16 protein-coding genes and 1 riboswitch are annotated in these 15,449 nt (G+C 58.4%); of the genes, 6 read left to right on the top strand and 10 right to left on the bottom strand.

Annotated elements, in window-relative coordinates; translation table 11 throughout:
* The first annotated feature begins 170 nt into the window (after positions 1 to 170).
* The 3 genes from L2D14_06950 to L2D14_06940 all read left to right on the top strand — a co-directional run bounded on the left by L2D14_06950 (position 171) and on the right by L2D14_06940 (position 3,149).
* A complete protein-coding gene (locus tag L2D14_06950; protein WNK01159.1) occupies positions 171 to 1,388 on the top strand; it encodes a multidrug effflux MFS transporter in 1,218 nt (405 codons plus the stop codon).
* Positions 1,389 to 1,398: 10 nt separating this feature from the next.
* Complete coding sequence (locus L2D14_06945; GenBank protein WNK01158.1) at positions 1,399 to 2,226, top strand: nitroreductase family protein; 828 nt, start codon at positions 1,399 to 1,401, stop codon at positions 2,224 to 2,226.
* A gap of 143 nt (positions 2,227 to 2,369) precedes the next feature.
* Positions 2,370 to 3,149 (top strand): hypothetical protein, encoded by a 780-nt coding sequence (locus tag L2D14_06940; GenBank protein ID WNK01157.1) that lies wholly within the window; start codon positions 2,370 to 2,372, stop codon positions 3,147 to 3,149.
* Here L2D14_06940 and rpoH read toward each other — a convergent pair.
* Positions 3,142 to 4,026 carry an RNA polymerase sigma factor RpoH gene (gene rpoH, locus L2D14_06935; protein ID WNK01156.1) on the bottom strand — a complete coding sequence of 295 codons (885 nt, stop codon included), beginning with the start codon at positions 4,024 to 4,026 and terminating at the stop codon, positions 3,142 to 3,144. The genes L2D14_06940 and rpoH overlap by 8 nt on opposite strands.
* 125 nt (positions 4,027 to 4,151) lie before the next feature.
* Positions 4,152 to 5,120, bottom strand: a complete 969-nt coding sequence (locus L2D14_06930; GenBank protein ID WNK01155.1) for an RluA family pseudouridine synthase — start codon at positions 5,118 to 5,120, stop codon at positions 4,152 to 4,154.
* A gap of 98 nt (positions 5,121 to 5,218) precedes the next feature.
* Between L2D14_06930 and L2D14_06925 the strand changes: the two genes are divergently transcribed.
* Both L2D14_06925 and L2D14_06920 read left to right on the top strand, forming a co-directional pair.
* Positions 5,219 to 5,548: a hypothetical protein gene (locus tag L2D14_06925; GenBank protein WNK01154.1), complete on the top strand. Its 330-nt coding sequence runs from the start codon at positions 5,219 to 5,221 to the stop codon at positions 5,546 to 5,548.
* The gene (locus L2D14_06920) at positions 5,545 to 5,985 is read left to right on the top strand and encodes a M67 family metallopeptidase (protein ID WNK01153.1); all 441 of its coding nucleotides are present in this window, start codon (positions 5,545 to 5,547) and stop codon (positions 5,983 to 5,985) included. Before L2D14_06925 ends, L2D14_06920 begins: the two co-directional genes overlap by 4 nt.
* A gap of 27 nt (positions 5,986 to 6,012) precedes the next feature.
* Here L2D14_06920 and L2D14_06915 read toward each other — a convergent pair whose 3' ends face one another.
* From L2D14_06915 to L2D14_06905, 3 genes are all read right to left on the bottom strand, one after another.
* The gene (locus L2D14_06915) at positions 6,013 to 6,501 is read right to left on the bottom strand and encodes a copper chaperone PCu(A)C (protein WNK01152.1); all 489 of its coding nucleotides are present in this window, start codon (positions 6,499 to 6,501) and stop codon (positions 6,013 to 6,015) included.
* An 81-nt stretch (positions 6,502 to 6,582) separates the two neighbouring features.
* Positions 6,583 to 7,269, bottom strand: a complete 687-nt coding sequence (locus L2D14_06910) for an energy-coupling factor ABC transporter permease (GenBank protein WNK01151.1) — start codon at positions 7,267 to 7,269, stop codon at positions 6,583 to 6,585.
* Between the two features lie 60 nt (positions 7,270 to 7,329).
* Positions 7,330 to 7,543: riboswitch (cobalamin riboswitch) on the bottom strand.
* A gap of 45 nt (positions 7,544 to 7,588) precedes the next feature.
* Positions 7,589 to 8,425, bottom strand: a complete 837-nt coding sequence (locus tag L2D14_06905; GenBank protein ID WNK01150.1) for a phytanoyl-CoA dioxygenase family protein — start codon at positions 8,423 to 8,425, stop codon at positions 7,589 to 7,591.
* 134 nt (positions 8,426 to 8,559) lie between these two features.
* Between L2D14_06905 and L2D14_06900 the strand changes: the two genes are divergently transcribed.
* Entirely contained in the window at positions 8,560 to 9,897 is a 1,338-nt protein-coding gene (locus L2D14_06900; GenBank protein WNK01149.1) for a HAMP domain-containing sensor histidine kinase, read from the top strand.
* A 22-nt stretch (positions 9,898 to 9,919) separates the two neighbouring features.
* Here L2D14_06900 and L2D14_06895 read toward each other — a convergent pair whose 3' ends face one another.
* Genes L2D14_06895 through L2D14_06875 form a run of 5 tightly spaced genes read right to left on the bottom strand, consistent with a single transcriptional unit; the run spans position 9,920 to position 15,360 of the window.
* A complete protein-coding gene (locus L2D14_06895; protein WNK01148.1) occupies positions 9,920 to 10,621 on the bottom strand; it encodes an RraA family protein in 702 nt (233 codons plus the stop codon).
* A 25-nt stretch (positions 10,622 to 10,646) separates the two neighbouring features.
* Complete coding sequence (locus tag L2D14_06890) at positions 10,647 to 11,372, bottom strand: ribonuclease activity regulator RraA (protein WNK01147.1); 726 nt, start codon at positions 11,370 to 11,372, stop codon at positions 10,647 to 10,649.
* 19 nt (positions 11,373 to 11,391) lie between these two features.
* Positions 11,392 to 13,131, bottom strand: coding sequence for an L-arabinonate dehydratase (araD, locus tag L2D14_06885; protein WNK01146.1), 1,740 nt, complete (start codon positions 13,129 to 13,131; stop codon positions 11,392 to 11,394).
* A 9-nt stretch (positions 13,132 to 13,140) separates the two neighbouring features.
* On the bottom strand, positions 13,141 to 13,290 hold the full coding sequence (locus L2D14_06880) for a hypothetical protein (protein WNK01145.1): 150 nt from the start codon (positions 13,288 to 13,290) through the stop codon (positions 13,141 to 13,143).
* Between the two features lie 36 nt (positions 13,291 to 13,326).
* Positions 13,327 to 15,360, bottom strand: a complete 2,034-nt coding sequence (locus tag L2D14_06875) for a TRAP transporter large permease subunit (GenBank protein ID WNK01144.1) — start codon at positions 15,358 to 15,360, stop codon at positions 13,327 to 13,329.
* Positions 15,361 to 15,449 lie beyond the last annotated feature (89 nt).

The raw sequence follows: 15,449 nt of genomic DNA, 5'->3' as shown, positions 1-15,449 counted from the left end.
GGAAACTCGGGATGGCCGGAAAAGACGGCGGGAATGTACGGGCTGGACCGGCCAGCGTCAACCACGCTGAAACGATCCCAAATCTATTAAACCCGGCACATGGAAGCCTTGCCGCACCCTTCCCCCGGCATCATCATACAAACCGACTCTACCCGCCCCGGAGAAGACGCTTGCCGCAATCCCCTCCCCATCAACCGAAGCCCGCAGCGCCGCTGAGCCGACTTGCCGTCATACTGTTGATGGTGCTTGGGACGCTGGGGCAGATGGCCCTGAACATCGTATTACCTTCGCTACCGGCGATCGGCGCCGATCTGCAAGTGATCCCGGGCGGCGAACGGCTCGTACTATCGGTGTTCCTGATCGGTTTCGCCAGTGGACAACTGATTGTCGGCCCCCTCATCGATCGGTTCGGGCGACGCCGCATTCTGATTCCGGGCCTGATCCTTTATACGCTGCTGGGTGGCATCGCCGCCCTTGCAGGGTCCATCGAATGGTTGCTGGCGGCGCGGCTGTTGCAGGGGCTTGGCGCCGCGGCAGGATTTGTCGCCGCCCGGGCAATCGCGCGCGATTCATTTCAAGGCGCGGAACTGGTCCGTATCTTCGGGCTATTGACGCTGACTATGGGCATCGTCCCCGGTATCGCACCGATCATCGGCGGATTCACACAGGACTACGTCGGTTGGCAAGCGAACATGGCGATCACAACCCTGCTCGGCGCCGGTGTCCTGATCCTGTGCTTTTTCGCCATGCCCGAGACCGGCACCCCGTCATCCGAGGACATTTCCGTGCCGCAGGTCGCGCTCAATTATCTGTCGATCATCAAGGACCCGACCTTCAGGCGCTTCGCCGTCACCAACGCGCTGGCACTGGGGTCCTTGTATGCGTTTCACTCCGGCGGTCCTGAGTTGATGATCCGGCAACTGGGCCTGACCCCGTCCTCATTCGGCTTTCTTGCGTTCCTGCATTCCGGCGCCTATATGCTGGGTGCCGCCGCCGTTTCGGTTTTCAGCGAACGTATCACCGAGCCTTCCAAAGTCGTTATCGCCAGCGCCTTGGGCATGTGCGCCTCGGCCTCAGCCATGTTGTTGCTGTCGATGAGCGGGTTCGCCAGCGTTGTCACGATCATGTTCTTCATGGTGATCTTCGGATTTGCCCTGGGGACGATCCTGCCACTGGGTGTCGCCGGCGCACTCAGCCCGTTCAAGGCCAGGGCCGGCACCGCGACGGCGCTTCTGGGTGCGTTGCAGATGTCCGCCGGCGCCGGCGCCAGCGCCGTGGTCGCCGCGTTTCCCGATATACCCGGCATTGCCTTTCCCATCGTCATGATCGTCATGACCGCCGCCGCCGCCCTGAACGCCCGGCGTTCGCATCGAGAACTCAATCCCTAGGAGACCCGCCATGACCGAGACACTACGTGATCTGATCGCCGCCCGCTTTGCCGAACCCACCGAGATCGGCGGGGATCGCCCTGCGGAAGGCACGCAGGCCCTGCAACTCAGGCACCGTTCACGGCGCAGATACAAGGACACCCCGGTTTCACAGGATGTACTCGATGTTATTTATGCCTGTGCCCTGTCAGCGCCGGCCAAGTCCGATCTGCAACAGGTAGCGATTATCCAGTTCAATGATGCATCCAAGCGGGACAAGGTCACCGATCTGTTTCCTTCCATGCCGTGGATCAAGCAGGCGCCGGTATTTTTGCTGTTTTGCGGCGACGGGCGGCGTATCCGGCGCGTGTGCGAGCTTCGCGGCACATCGTTTGCGCACGAACCGCTGGACGCGTTCTTGAATGCCGCCGCCGACGCCGCCATCGTCATGCAGAATTTCATCATCGCCGCCGAAGCCGAGGGTCTTGGTTGCTGCCCGATCAGCGCTGCACGCGAAGTCACCGACGAAATTGCTGAACTTGCTGGGCTGCCGGCGGGCGTTTTTCCGTTTGCCGGTCTGTGTGTCGGTCATCCCGCGGACGATCCGGCCATCAGCGTGCGGCTGCCGATGCGCTTGACCGTACACAAGGACAGCTACGACGACAGCAATCTGGAAGCCGAAGTCGAAAGCTATGACCGCCGCCGCAGCCTGACGAACCCGTATGGCAAGCAACGCAATCCCGACCGTTATGGCAGTAAGGAAAATTATGGCTGGTCCGACGACAAGGCCCGCCAGACGGCGAACACGGAACGGCTTGCATTTGCCGCCTATATCAAGCGAACCGGATACAAGCTGTGATGTACATACAACTGAATGTTTATGTAAATACGACTTTTCATGTTTATATCTATAAAGTAGATTTATATACATAAGACACACCTTAAAGGTGTCCGTTATTGGCACGTGCTACTTGAAGACTCCGCCTGGGAAGGAGACCTTTCATGGGAAACTTTGACGCCTATGCCACACCTAAAAGCGAGCCCCGGCAGGTCCGTTCGGTGCTGCGTCATGGCATCGGTCCGAATGCCACAAATGCCCCCGAAGATTTGCATATTATTACGCAGACCCTGACCAGGGCCGGTTTGCTCGATAAAAATGCCAACCCCGCGATAACACACGCCGTCATTTTCCGCGCCATTCAACATGCGCGGCAAACCTTGACGAGCACCTCTTCAACCACAGCCGGCGACGTGTATCTCACACCGGGCGATGAAACCGAACGCGCCGTCCGCCGTGCCCTCGCCGGGGGCAGGCTGCCTCTGTCACACCGTGCCGTGTGCAACAGCAAATCCCCCAAGGGCGCACGTAGCGTCATAGACAGCGGCATGCGCCGGGCACGGGAAAAACTCAACGGGAAATCGGATCATCACGCACTCAGCTCACCGGCCTGCCGCGCCCTGTTACCGGTAATCAGCGTCGAAACGTTTCAGTCGAACCGACGCCTCGCCGATGCACTCGTCACGGGTGGCCATATCGCGGATCTCGAGCGCATTCTCGCTGCAACCATTGCCGAGAACGGAAAGCAGGGCTTCAGTGATATCCGGGATTTCTTTCAGATACTGAAAAGCCGCGCGCCGGGCAACGCGCATGAATTGTTCGAGCGTACGGCTTCGCACCTGAAGGGCAAGTCGCTACGGCGTTTCAGAAAACTGTATTTCGGCACACCGCCGGTCGAAGGCGATTTCACCGACAAGGCAAGCGGAACGAACCCGATCAGTTGACCATGTGCTCCTTGATCGCCGCGTTACGTACGGACTTGCGAACCTTTTCGAACGCCCGCACCTCGATCTGGCGCACACGTTCGCGGCTGATGCCGTACACATCGCTAAGATCCTGCAGTGTCATCGGCTCGTCCTTAAGCCGACGTTCCATGAGGATATGGCGTTCACGTTCGGTCAGACACTTCATCGCCCCAAGCAGCATCTGGTGTCGGTTTCTCGACTCCTGACGCTCGGCGACAATTGTTTCCTGCGAGTGGCCGTCGTCTTCGAGCCAATCGATCCATTCCCCCTCGCTATCGTCTCGCAGCGGGGCATTGAGTGAATGGTCCGGACCGGCCAGGCGGCGGTTCATATTCGTGACTTCCTGCTCGGAAACCTTGAGCCGCGTTGCGATCAACGCGGTATGTTCCGGCGTCAGATCGCCGTCATGTATGGCCTGCAGTTCGCTTTTGATCCGGCGCAAATTGAAGAACAGCTTTTTCTGCGCTGCCGTGGTTCCCATCTTTACCAGCGACCATGAATGCAGGATATATTCCTGCATCGAGGCGCGAATCCACCACATGGCGTAGGTCGCCAGACGAAACCCCTTGTCCGGGTCGAACCGCTTGACGGCCTGCATCATGCCGATGTTGCCTTCCGAGATCAGTTCGCCTACCGGCAGGCCGTAGCCGCGATAGCCCATGGCAATTTTGGCGACCAGACGCAGGTGGCTGTTGACCATTTGATGCGCGGCCTCGTCATCCTTGTGATCGCGCCACCGTTCTGCGAGGGCAATTTCCTCTTCGTGCGTCAGCATCGGATAGCGGCGGATAACCTGAAGATAACGCGACAGGTTTTCCTCAGGGGTCGGATTGAAATCTTTGGCGAGCGTGCCCATTGTGCCTATCTTCCCTAAGTTTCATCATCATTCAGTCCGCACGTCCGGGCATTGCCCGATTCCCGTGAGTCCGTGACGATCGTTTTGTTCATTGTACCCGAGTTTTTTACTCGGATATAGTCTTATTATAATGTTTCTAAACTATCAATTAACTCATTAATCTCATTTGATAGTTCAATCTCGAAATCAAGCTCCTTGTGTGTAACCGGATGCTCGAAACCGAGTTTGTACGCGTGCAACGCCTGATGTTTGTACGCGCCGGGCTGGCCCTGGATCACAATTTCCCGATCTTTTCGGCTGCTTCCCCTTGTATGATACAAAGGATCGCCCACCAGCGGATGACCCATTGATGACATTTGAACACGAATTTGGTGAGTCCGTCCTGTGAATAAATGGCAATCCATTAATGCCGCGACAGCACCAATCGGCCTGATTACCCGGTAATCCGTGACCGCCAGTTTGCCGCCGGAAGCGACAACCGCCATGCGTTTCCGGTTTTTGGGATCGCGGCCGATGCGGTTTTCGATGCGTCCTGCACGCGAGTTCGGCATCCCCCAGACAACCGCCATATAGGCGCGCTTGATACTGTGCACCTGAAACTGCTCGACCAGACCGCGATGTGCGATGTCGCTCTTGGCGCACACCATGACACCGGATGTATCCTTGTCGAGCCGGTGTACAATCCCCGGGCGCGTTACCCCGCCGATCCCGGACAGCGAGCCGCGGCAATGATGCAAAAGTGCGTTTACCAGTGTCCCGCCTGAATGGCCGGGTGCCGGATGCACGACCAGCCCGGTCGGTTTTACCAGCACGATCAAATGTTCATCCTCATACAGCACCTCGAGCGGGATATCCTCTGCACCCGGGCGGGCCGGTATCGGCGGCGGGACGGTCAGGGTATAGCTCTCGCCGGCCCTGACCTTACGCGAAATATCCCCGGCGGCACCCCCCGGGCCACGCAAATGACCCGCATTGATCAGCGCCTGTACCCGCGTTCTGGACAGATTACCGGCATTGTCGGCCAGCCATTTATCCAGACGCGCGCCGGCATCGGCGGCGTCGACGGTCAGGGTGATTTCGCGTGCCTCGCTCATAACCGCCTTTATGCCCTATCGTGGCACCGATGCCCAATCTCTTGACAAGAATAGCCCCGGCGACGATGAAGACCAGTGGATAAGGATATGTGGATACGATGAAGGCATTAAAGGCGATTGTTATCGGCATGGGGGCCCTGATCGTGCTTGCGGTCGGGCTGATCGGATTCGGCCTGTACAAGAAGTCCGTCGATCCCGGATGGAAACTGTTCGGGTCACGCCCGGATACCCCCGCCGCCGCCATATCCGCGGCACCCGATGCCTTCGGCGCATTGAACCTGGGCTTGGCCGATGAGTGTTACATCGAAGACGTTCGCCCGGACGGGCGCCGCGCTTATCTTCTGCTTGGCCCGGCCAGTGTCTGCAACGGCGTGATCGCCATCGACACCCAGGACGGACGCATCCTCGGGCGTGTCGATCCCAGATGACCGTTCGCCTCAGCGACGGCCTCGCCGCGCGCATCCGCGTGCACGCGGAACGGGGCTATCCGCATGAAGCGTGTGGACTGCTCTCCGGCATCCGCCACAACGACGGCACGGTGAGCATCACCGGCGTGCATGAAAGCGAAAACGTCACGGCCCAAGATCCGAAAACGGGCTTCGAGGTCGACCCCAAGCTCCGTTTCGATCTGATGCGCGCGCTGGAAGCCCAGGCCGACGGCAGCGAAATCATCGGCCATTATCATTCGCACCCCGACCACCCGGCGGAACCGTCGGCAACCGACCTTGCGATGACCTACGAGGTGGATTTCATCTGGTTGATTTGCGGCGTCACCAAGGACGGCGCGACGGCGTTGAATGCCTTCAGGCCGCGCCCCGACCGCAGCCGATTCGAGGCCCTGGAATTGGCCACCGGGCAAGACTGACCGGCCGCTGCCCGGCACCCGAATCCGTCAACTGCCGTGCTTGTGCATGTTGTGCCCCTGTGGCATGGACTTGGTGCCGACCCCCTGCACCTCGAACGTTATATCGATCCGGCCCGCCTTCTCGAAAACAAGTGTCAGCGGCAGTTCCTGACCTTCCTTGAACGGTGCTTTCAAGCCCATGAACATGATGTGCAGGCCGCCCGGCTGCAGGATTTCCGTGGTGCCGGGGGCAATCTCGACGCCGTCCACCCGGCGCATTCTCATGATGCCCGATTCCATCAGGTGGGTATGGATTTCGGTCCGCGCCGCAAGCTCTGATTGAACATCGACGAGACGATCCGCCTCTTTGCCCATATTAATCAGCGTCATATAGGCGGCGCCGGCTTTGGCGGGGCCCGCCGTTGCCCGCGCCCAAGCCTGTTCGACCATAATGCCGTCACGGTTCATGCCGTCGGCGGATGCTTGCTGCGCCAGCAGGAAAACACCGCATATAACGGCGACAATAATTTTTCTCATTTCCCTACTCCTACATGTCAGGCGCAAGAACAAGGCGGCAAATTTCTACCGCCCTGTTATCAATTGCGGATTCCGTTCAAATCAAGCGGCTTCCGCCTCATACAAACGGCGATGCGTAAACGCGCTGTCTTTAAAGCCGTACATGGTCTTTGCAATTGCGAGCACGCCCAGATCGACAAGAGGCTCAACAATGATCACCAGCATGTATGCGGAGCCGAATGACAGAACATTGGTAAGATTTTCCGCGCCGAAGCCGTGACCGTAAAGCGCCCAAAATGCGACCCAGCTGACGATCCCTGCCTGATATGCCGTGGATAGTGCCAAGGCTTGACTGTACTTGATATCCTTGTAGGCCGTTTTCTTGGGAATAATTTTCCCAGCCAGGAAGCTCATGGCATAGAGCGGCACCAGCAATGTGGTGATATTCATCCCGTATTGCGGAAGATCGAAGGGGGCGAAAAACACTCCCTGTATCAACAATCCGGCGGCCAGTCCAAAAGCAGCCGGACCGGCACCGAGAATCAGAAACAGCGTAGAGCCGAGAATCAGGTGAACTTCGGAAACACCGACCGGGTAATGCGGCAGGATTTCAAAGAAGCTGAAGACCAAAGCCGTTGCAGCGGTGGACCGTGCAACCAATGATGTCACACCGCCATCGTTTTTGATGGTTTCATAACCCAATTTGGCGACCAAGCCCAATGAGCCCGCAGCCGTGGCATAGCTGAGAATCAGTTTAGCGCCGTCAACGACGCCAGGTTCCATATGCATAGTATATACCTTTCTTTGCACCCATCGTGCATCAGAGACGCCAACAATCCGTTGGCATCAGGTTGGATCGACATTCGGGCAGGTCTCCTGACTCACGCTTCATAACCGATCTTCCGCCTTCCCAGGCTTTCGCCCAGTGGCATGATGGAAGTGGCTCGCGCTTACAGTTGCGAGGGCAGTCACGGATTCGGTCCCTGATGGGTACGCCTCACCGTATTCCCTTTTAATCCGCCCGCTCGGTCGATTGGGCAGAACCACGAAATTTTAAGGTAAATAAACCTGCAAAAAATGACAACACACTGGGCGGCTATTTTAGGTCTTACGGTTCAACCAGCCCCTTCGGGGTGAAGGCCGAGCCCTCGTACATGGTCGCGGTAATCATTTCCAGCGCCTGGCGCTGCTGTTCGATGTTTTCCGGTGTTGCTTCACCCACCGGCTGCGTTTCCAGTTCGAAATGGCCGAATCCATCATGTCCCCGGACCAGCATGGCACTGTCGCGGGGCCCTTCCTTTTCGGCCCGCGTCGGCAGGTAGTCGAGCAGCAAGCCGACCCGCCGTTCACCCGACGTATTGGGACCGGAGGCATGAATGATGCGGTGATCGAACAGACAAGCCTCCCCCGGCTTGAGTTCCGCCTCGACCGCGCCCGAAGCATCGAAATCGTCGGTGATGTACTGCGCGCGGGAAAGAATGCTGTCGCCGTTATCGCCTTCGGCATGCTTCAGCAACGGCCACTTGTGCGATCCGGGGATGACCTTGAGGCAGCCGTGCTTCGCACTCGCCGCCGACACCGCCAGCCAGGCGATAATCAGGAACGGTTTCAGCCTGATGTACATGCTGTCCTGATGCCAGGCCGCATGTGCCTTGCCGTCCGGGTTCTTGAAACGAAATGTCGCGTTCCAGTTCAAGATGTCCGGGCCGAGCAGGTCTTCGATGATGTCGAGAACATGGTTTCGGCGCGCAAGACCGTCGATCCAGTCAAGCAGCAGATTCGCCTTGAAATCGAGTTTCCCGGCATGTTCCGGATGCGTCTGTTCGAATGTCTGAAGACGCGCCAGATACCCAAGGGCCTCTGCCTCGTCGAGAAACCGGACCGGCGACAGAAAACCGTCGGTTTGGAATTGTTTGATCTGTTTGTCGCTCAGCACCTTGCCCATGGCGGCCTCCTTATCCGGCTTCGATAGTGCCAGAGCCGGCGCACGAATACAGACAAAAAACGTCAATACCAGGTATGTGTCTGAGGCCTCACTATCCGGTTTCATGCCCCCGGTGTCTCGGATAGTATCCGGCCATGTTTTACATAGCCCCCGTCCTTTTGTCGCTTTGCGTCGTTCAAGTCGTCATGGCTGCGGTGCTGATGACTTTCTGGCGGTTGCGGGTGAGCGCACCCGGTCTGCTTGAGATGGCGTCGGCCATGGCGATCAGCAGTCTGGGCGCCGTATTGACGGGTGTCGGGACTTCATCCGCCAACCATTACTTCGCATTCATCGGCATTCAGTGCTTCATCATCGCCTTTCTGGCGGCTGCCCGCGCCATGCGGCGCCTTCAGGGCTTAACGCCGCTTTACGTGATAGAGGGCGTGACGGTTTTCTGCTGCGCTGCCGGCGATGTCTATTTTCTTTTTGTCAGCGGGAATTTTTCCGGCATTGCCGTGCTGCATTCCACGGCTTACGCAATCGTCTGCACCATCACTGCGCGCACCCTATTCCGCGAACCCGAAACCGCTCTGAAACCCGGTTGCCGAATTCTCGGGTTCGTCTTCGGCGCGTTTGCCGCCATCAGCATCGTTCGCGCCGTGTTGCGGCTTTTTGTCGAACTTCCGGTACCGGTGAACATGCAGGTCCCGTCGTTCGAGATCGCCTATGTCTTTTTCGGCATCGCCGTATCGATTGGCTGGACCCACGGCTTTGTCTGGACATCCTATAGCGTCGCCGAGTTCCAGCTCCGCGCCGCGAACGACAAACTGGAACGTTTTTCCGGGGCCGTGGCGCATGACCTGAACACGCCGCTCAATGCCATTGTCGGCTATCTAGAAGCCATCAACCACCTGCCGGCTTCGGAAGAAAACCGCAAAATCCAGTTCGTTGCATCGGCACACGAAGCGGCTTTGCGGATGAGCCGCTTTATCCATGATCTTCTCGAGCAGTCTCGTGACGGGCATGAAGAACGTCCGGCGCAAGCCGTCAACACGCAAGCCTGCATAGAAGACGCCCTAAAGTCGCTGCAACACAAGATCGATGCCGCAGGCGCCAAGGTGAACATCGCCGTCGAACATGGCGTCATGGCGATACCGTTTCAGATAACGCGGGTTTTCCAGAACCTTGTGGATAATGCGATCAAGTATTGCGCTACTGAGCGGCCGCTCGAAATCCACATAACATCGGCCGAAGATACCGGCTGGGTGTCATTGTCGGTCAAAGACAACGGCGTTGGCATTTCCACCGACGATCAGAACAGAATTTTCGGGCAGTTCGAACGTGCCCGCGACATGGGTAGCATTCCCGGCTATGGCCTTGGTCTTGCGGAATGCCGCAATATCGTCGAAAGCTTCGGCGGCAGCATTGGCGTTCAATCGGCGCCCGGCAGCGGATCCACATTCATCCTCAGGCTGCCGGCAGCGCAGGCCTGAGGCGACAATCCGCCAAACGGGGTTAGTGCACTTCCTTGGAAGCCCCGATCGCGGCCTTGAGTTTCTCGAAATTGAAATCCGGGCTTTTCGCCGCATCGAGAATTTTTGCTTCCTTGCGCTGTTGCAGGGCGACGACGTCGGGGATCTTATTCACGGCTTGCCGCGGGATCATCACTGCGCCATGCCGGTCGGCGTGAACAATGTCGTTGGTCGCGACCGTCAGACCATAAACCGTAACCTGACAATCGAAATCGACGACATGCACGTAAGCATGGCTCGGCCCGATTTTGCCGCCCAACAGGTTGAAGCCGCGCACGCTGTCGGGAATATCGCGGATCGAGCCGTTGGTGACTGCGCCGACAGCGCCCAGTCCCTTGTGCACGTGTGTATGCACTTCACCCCAAAAGGCACCGTGGCCGGGATGGGGGTCGATGTCCTGAATGATGACGATTGTCGGTCCCGGCGCATTGGAAACGTATTCGTAATACGGCAGCCGCTTTGCAGCCGCTTGCTCGATGGTATCCGATGACGGCCCGGCTGCACGGATCATCGCAGTCCGGGCATAGCCGCACATCGGCGGCAGGTCGGCATCGAGCGGCACGAGCTGCTCTGTTGTGTACCCGTGGCCGCGTCGCTCGGGCATGATTTCCTCAAGCGCATTGCAAATCGTCGGGGTATCCCATTGCGTCAGAATTTTCAGATCGTCTTCGGTAATGTCGCTCATGATTCTCTCCCCTGCTTGTCTGGTCTTAACGGCCGTTCTTTTTGCGCCATTGGGCAAAATCTTCCCTGGTCTCGTCCTTGGTCGCCGGATACAGGCCGATAACGCCATGCCCTTCGTTGACCCGCTCAGTCACGAAATCCTCAAACGCCGTCATCTCGGTCGCCTCGTAGGCGATCTCGTCGGCAATGTAGAGCGGGATTACCACCACCCCTTCGTCATCGCCGACGATGACATCGCCCGGAAACACGGCGACGTCACCGCATCCGATCGGGCCGTTAAGCTCGATTGCCTGATGGATCGTCAGGTTGGTCGGCGCGGAAGGCCGGTTGTGGTAACAGGGGATGTCCAGCTTGCTTATTTCCGGCGAATCCCGGAAACCGCCGTCGGTGATGACGCCGGCAACGCCGCGCTTCATCATGCGCGTCACCAGGATCGATCCCGCCGACGCGGCGCGCGGATCCTTGCGGCTGTCGATAACCATGACGTGGCCGGGCGGGCATTGCTCGACGGCAACCCGCTGCGGATGTGACGGGTTCTGGAACACGCTGATCGGATTCAGATCCTCGCGCGCGGGAATGTAGCGCAACGTATAGGCTTGGCCGACCATATTCGCCCCTTTCGGGCTGACCGGATGGACATCCTGCAGAAACTGGTTCTTGAGGCCGACCTTGAACAGGGCCGTGCTGATCGTCGCCGTCGATACTTTTTGGAATTTGTCGCGCGTTTCCGCGGTGAGCTCGGTCGTGCTCATGTGAATCTCCAATTTCTGATTAAAATATGTCCGGCTCTGGCGTCGGGCCGCCGAAGGATGTTTCCAGGTAGTCGAAATCGCAGCCCTCGTCAGCCTGCTTGATATGCTGCGCGAACATCCAGCCGTAGCCGCGTTCGAACTTCGGTTTCGGCTGCGTCCACGCGGCACGGCGCGTTTCCAGCTCCGCATCGCTGACCAGCATGTCGATGGTCCGGTTCGGGATATCGATCTTGACGATATCGCCGGTTTTCAAAAGCGCCAGCGGCCCGCCAATGTGACTTTCCGGCGAGACATGCAGGATACAGGCACCGTAGCTGGTGCCGCTCATGCGGGCATCCGACATCCTGAGCATGTCGCGCACCCCTTCCTTCAAGAGCTTCTTGGGGATCGGCAGCATGCCCCATTCCGGCATCCCCGGCCCGCCTTGCGGTCCGGCGCCCCTGAGCACCAGCACATGATCGGCAGTGACGTCGAGATTCTCGTCATCGACAGCGGCCTTCATTTCCGGATAGCTGTCGAATACCAGCGCCGGGCCCTGGTGATGATCGAAACGGGGATCGCACGCGCTCGGCTTGATGACGCAGCCGTTCGGCGCCAGGTTGCCCCTGAGCAACGCCAGCGATCCATGCGCATAGATCGGATTGTCGATCGGCCGGATGACGTCATCGTTATAGACTTCGGCACCTTCCAGCGTTTCGCCCAGCGTCCGCCCCACAACGGTCATGGCATCAAGGTTGAGTTTGTCGGTCAAACGCGTCATCAGCCCGCGCAGCCCGCCCGCATAATAGAAATCTTCCATCAGATAAGTGGACCCGCTTGGCCGCACGTTCGCAATCACCGGCACATGACGCGACGTCGCATCAAGGTCATCGAGGGTCAAATCGACACCGGCGCGCCTGGCCATGGCGATCAGGTGCACGACGGCATTGGTCGAACAACCCATCGACATGGCGACGGTGACGGCATTGTCCATGGCGGCGCGGTCGATGATCTTGTCGGGCGTCAGGTCCTCCCAGACCATTTCGACGGCGCGGCGGCCACAGGCGGCAGACATGCGAATGTGGTTGGCATCAGCGGCGGGGATCGAACTGGCGCCGGGCAGGGTCAGTCCCATCGCTTCGGCGATGGCGGTCATCGTCGACGCCGTCCCCATCGTCATGCAATGACCGTAGGAACGCGCGATACCCGCCTCGACTTCGCCCCACTCTTCCGCCGAAAGATTGCCGGCGCGGCGTTCGTCCCAGTATTTCCATCCGTCCGAACCACTGCCGAGCGGCTGGCCCTTGTAGTTGCCGCGCAGCATCGGCCCCGCAGGTAAAAACAGCATCGGCAGACCGGCACTGAGCGCACCCATAACAAGGCCCGGCGTCGTTTTGTCGCAGCCGCCCATCAGCACGGCACCGTCCACCGGATGGCAGCGCAGAAGCTCCTCGACTTCCATCGCCAGCAGGTTCCTGTACAGCATGGTCGTCGGCTTGACGTAATTTTCAGACAGCGACAGCGCCGGCAATTCGATCGGGAAGCCCCCGGCCTGCAGGATGCCGCGCTTCACATCGTCGACGCGCTGCTTGAAATGCGCGTGGCACGGATTGATATCCGACCAGGTATTGATAATGGCGATGGTCGGCTTGCCGACCCAGTCGCTGGGATCGTAACCCATCTGCAGTGTGCGTGAACGGTGGCCGAATGAGCGCAGGTCATCCGGTGCATACCAGCGTGCCGAACGCAGGTCTTCGTATTTTTTCTTATTTTTACTCATCGTCGTTTCTTACGAAAAACCGTCCGCCAGCATGAACATGAACACGATCAGACCGGCGCCTATGAGAATTCCGGCAATACCGGTCAACACCCCATAGTGATTGCTGTCGATCGTTTCGTCCTCTTCAAGGTCGTCATGCAGGTCTCCGGGCATCGACATATCAGTACTCCTGAAACAACATTTTTGACGTCGTCATCAATTCAGCGCCTGCGGCATCCAAAGGGCGATCTGCGGGAAGAACATGACCAGCAACATGCCGATGATCTGCAAGACGATGAACGGCAACACACTGACGAAGATTTCCTGCAGGCTCACATCCCTTGGGGCCACGGATTTCAGCCAGAAACAAGCCGGGCCGAACGGTGGTGACAGGAAGTATATCTGGATATTCATGACGAACAGAATACCGAACCACACCGCCGCCCATTCCGGCTGCATACCCAGTTCCGGCGCCAGATCGCGGACCACCGGCGCAAACACCGGGACGGTAATGAAAATAATCGCGATCCATTCCATGAACGTGCCCAGCACAACCAGGATGGCCATCATCACGAAGATCGTGCCAAGCGGACCCAGACCGGCCCCCTTGATCAGGCTACGCATGAAGTCGGCACCGCCGATCAGGTTATACAGCCCGACGAATGCGACCGCGCCCAGGATCAGCCAGATGATAGTCCCGACCACGGCCATGGTGTTGGCAAGGCAATCGCGCAGCAGGTTATAGTTGAATTTGAAGCGCACAGCGGCAACCAAAATCGCGCCGAAGACACCGACGGCGGCGGCTTCGGTAACACTGGTAATGCCGCCGTAGATCGATCCCATGACGCAGAAAATCAGAAGGATGCACAACGCAACGGCGATCACCTGATGGCGTCCGAGCTTGGCTTCCTCGCCTGTCTTCAGGGCGATCTCAGCCGCCGTCGGCGCCAATGTAGGATTGAGATTGCATCGTGCCAGAACGAACGACACATAGAACGTCGCCAGCATCAGCCCCGGAATGAAACCGGCCGAGAACAGATCGCCGATACCGACGTTGGCGCTCAGACCATAAACGATCATAACGATCGAAGGCGGAATCAGGGTCGCCAGCGCCCCCGCCGCACAGATCAGACCGATCGTCAATTTGCGATCATAACCGAGCCGCAGCATCTGCGGCAGCGCGACGAGACCCAGCATGACGATCTCGCCGCCCATGACCCCGGACATCGCCGCCAGGATCACGGCAACAACGGTCGTCTGCACGGCAACACCGCCGCGCAGACCGCCGGCGAAGATCGACATCGCATCGAACAGATCCTGGGCGATACCGGCACGCTCCAGTATCGACGCCATGAGCACGAAGAACGGCACCGCGACCAAGGGATACTTTTCCAACAGGTCCATGGCGTTCGTGGACACAAGATACATGCCCTGCAATCCATAGAACGCCAAAGCACAGGTAACGGAGATGATCAGCGTGACGATACCGAGCGGCATGCCCGTCATCATCAGTACCAGCAGCGCGGCGACGATCAGCAGCGAAATCATGCCGATGCCGACCTCTTCGCGGTCAACACGGAACTGATCGATGATTTCGCCGCTGCGTTCGGCCAGGTTATCCTCCAGGCCGACCCACATGCTGCTGACATCGCCGTAATGCGCGAAAACCTGAACCAGCAGACGCAGGCAAATCAGGGCTAATACGGCGTAAACCGTGACCTGCAGGGGTTTGGATTGAAAGTGCCTGCGTAAATTGACCAGCAACTGAACGAGGTAAAGAAACAAACCGCTCACAAGCACGGTTTTCAGAACCATCGGCAATGGCGAGTTCCAGGCGGTTCCGCCTCGCTCAGTCAGATCGATGCTTTCCAGCGCTCTGACCAGCGTATCGGATACCAGCATGTAGAGGGCGATAACGCCGACGGCCATCGCAAAAAAATCGAGCCACCAACGGACGCGCTTGGGCGCCATAAGGTAAAGGACGGTGATCCCGATATGCCGCTTCTGCAATGTGACGAAGCCGGCTGACAGCATCCACGAACAAGCGCAGAGTACCATGACGACTTCGAAAACCCACTGTGTCGGAGAATTGAATATATAGCGGGCGATAACTTCCCAAAGCGTACATGCAGCCGCCAGCAGATACAGAAAACTGACCGAGAGCCCCAAGAACCGGCTGACGTGATCGACAGACTGGTTAAAATTGGCCCCGATCGGTGCGCCGACGAGACGCTCCGTAATTCCAGACATCGCCCTCTCCCTGAAACGAAATCGCTAACCGATTTTTTTTATATATTAAGGGCCGCCACGCCGGAACGGCGTGGCGGCACCAATGGTCT

Source organism: Thalassospiraceae bacterium LMO-JJ14 (genome assembly GCA_021555105.2).
In the GTDB taxonomy this organism is placed as follows: domain Bacteria; phylum Pseudomonadota; class Alphaproteobacteria; order Rhodospirillales; family Casp-alpha2; genus UBA4479.
This window is presented reverse-complemented; position numbering and strand designations above follow the sequence as displayed.

Bases quoted from the DNA above. Each gene is read 5' to 3' on its own strand.
- rpoH (WNK01156.1), bottom strand. From the start codon at position 4,026: ATGGGCACGCTCGCCAAAGATTTCAATCCGACCCCTGAGGAAAACCTG.
- L2D14_06920 (WNK01153.1), top strand. From the start codon at position 5,545: ATGACCGTTCGCCTCAGCGACGGCCTCGCCGCGCGCATCCGCGTGCAC.
- L2D14_06880 (WNK01145.1), bottom strand. From the start codon at position 13,290: ATGTCGATGCCCGGAGACCTGCATGACGACCTTGAAGAGGACGAAACG.
- L2D14_06890 (WNK01147.1), bottom strand. From the start codon at position 11,372: ATGAGCACGACCGAGCTCACCGCGGAAACGCGCGACAAATTCCAAAAA.
- L2D14_06875 (WNK01144.1), bottom strand. From the start codon at position 15,360: ATGTCTGGAATTACGGAGCGTCTCGTCGGCGCACCGATCGGGGCCAAT.
- L2D14_06925 (WNK01154.1), top strand. From the start codon at position 5,219: ATGAAGGCATTAAAGGCGATTGTTATCGGCATGGGGGCCCTGATCGTG.
- L2D14_06910 (WNK01151.1), bottom strand. From the start codon at position 7,269: ATGCATATGGAACCTGGCGTCGTTGACGGCGCTAAACTGATTCTCAGC.
- L2D14_06930 (WNK01155.1), bottom strand. From the start codon at position 5,120: ATGAGCGAGGCACGCGAAATCACCCTGACCGTCGACGCCGCCGATGCC.
- L2D14_06945 (WNK01158.1), top strand. From the start codon at position 1,399: ATGACCGAGACACTACGTGATCTGATCGCCGCCCGCTTTGCCGAACCC.
- L2D14_06940 (WNK01157.1), top strand. From the start codon at position 2,370: ATGGGAAACTTTGACGCCTATGCCACACCTAAAAGCGAGCCCCGGCAG.
- araD (WNK01146.1), bottom strand. From the start codon at position 13,131: ATGAGTAAAAATAAGAAAAAATACGAAGACCTGCGTTCGGCACGCTGG.
- L2D14_06900 (WNK01149.1), top strand. From the start codon at position 8,560: ATGTTTTACATAGCCCCCGTCCTTTTGTCGCTTTGCGTCGTTCAAGTC.
- L2D14_06895 (WNK01148.1), bottom strand. From the start codon at position 10,621: ATGAGCGACATTACCGAAGACGATCTGAAAATTCTGACGCAATGGGAT.
- L2D14_06915 (WNK01152.1), bottom strand. From the start codon at position 6,501: ATGAGAAAAATTATTGTCGCCGTTATATGCGGTGTTTTCCTGCTGGCG.
- L2D14_06905 (WNK01150.1), bottom strand. From the start codon at position 8,425: ATGGGCAAGGTGCTGAGCGACAAACAGATCAAACAATTCCAAACCGAC.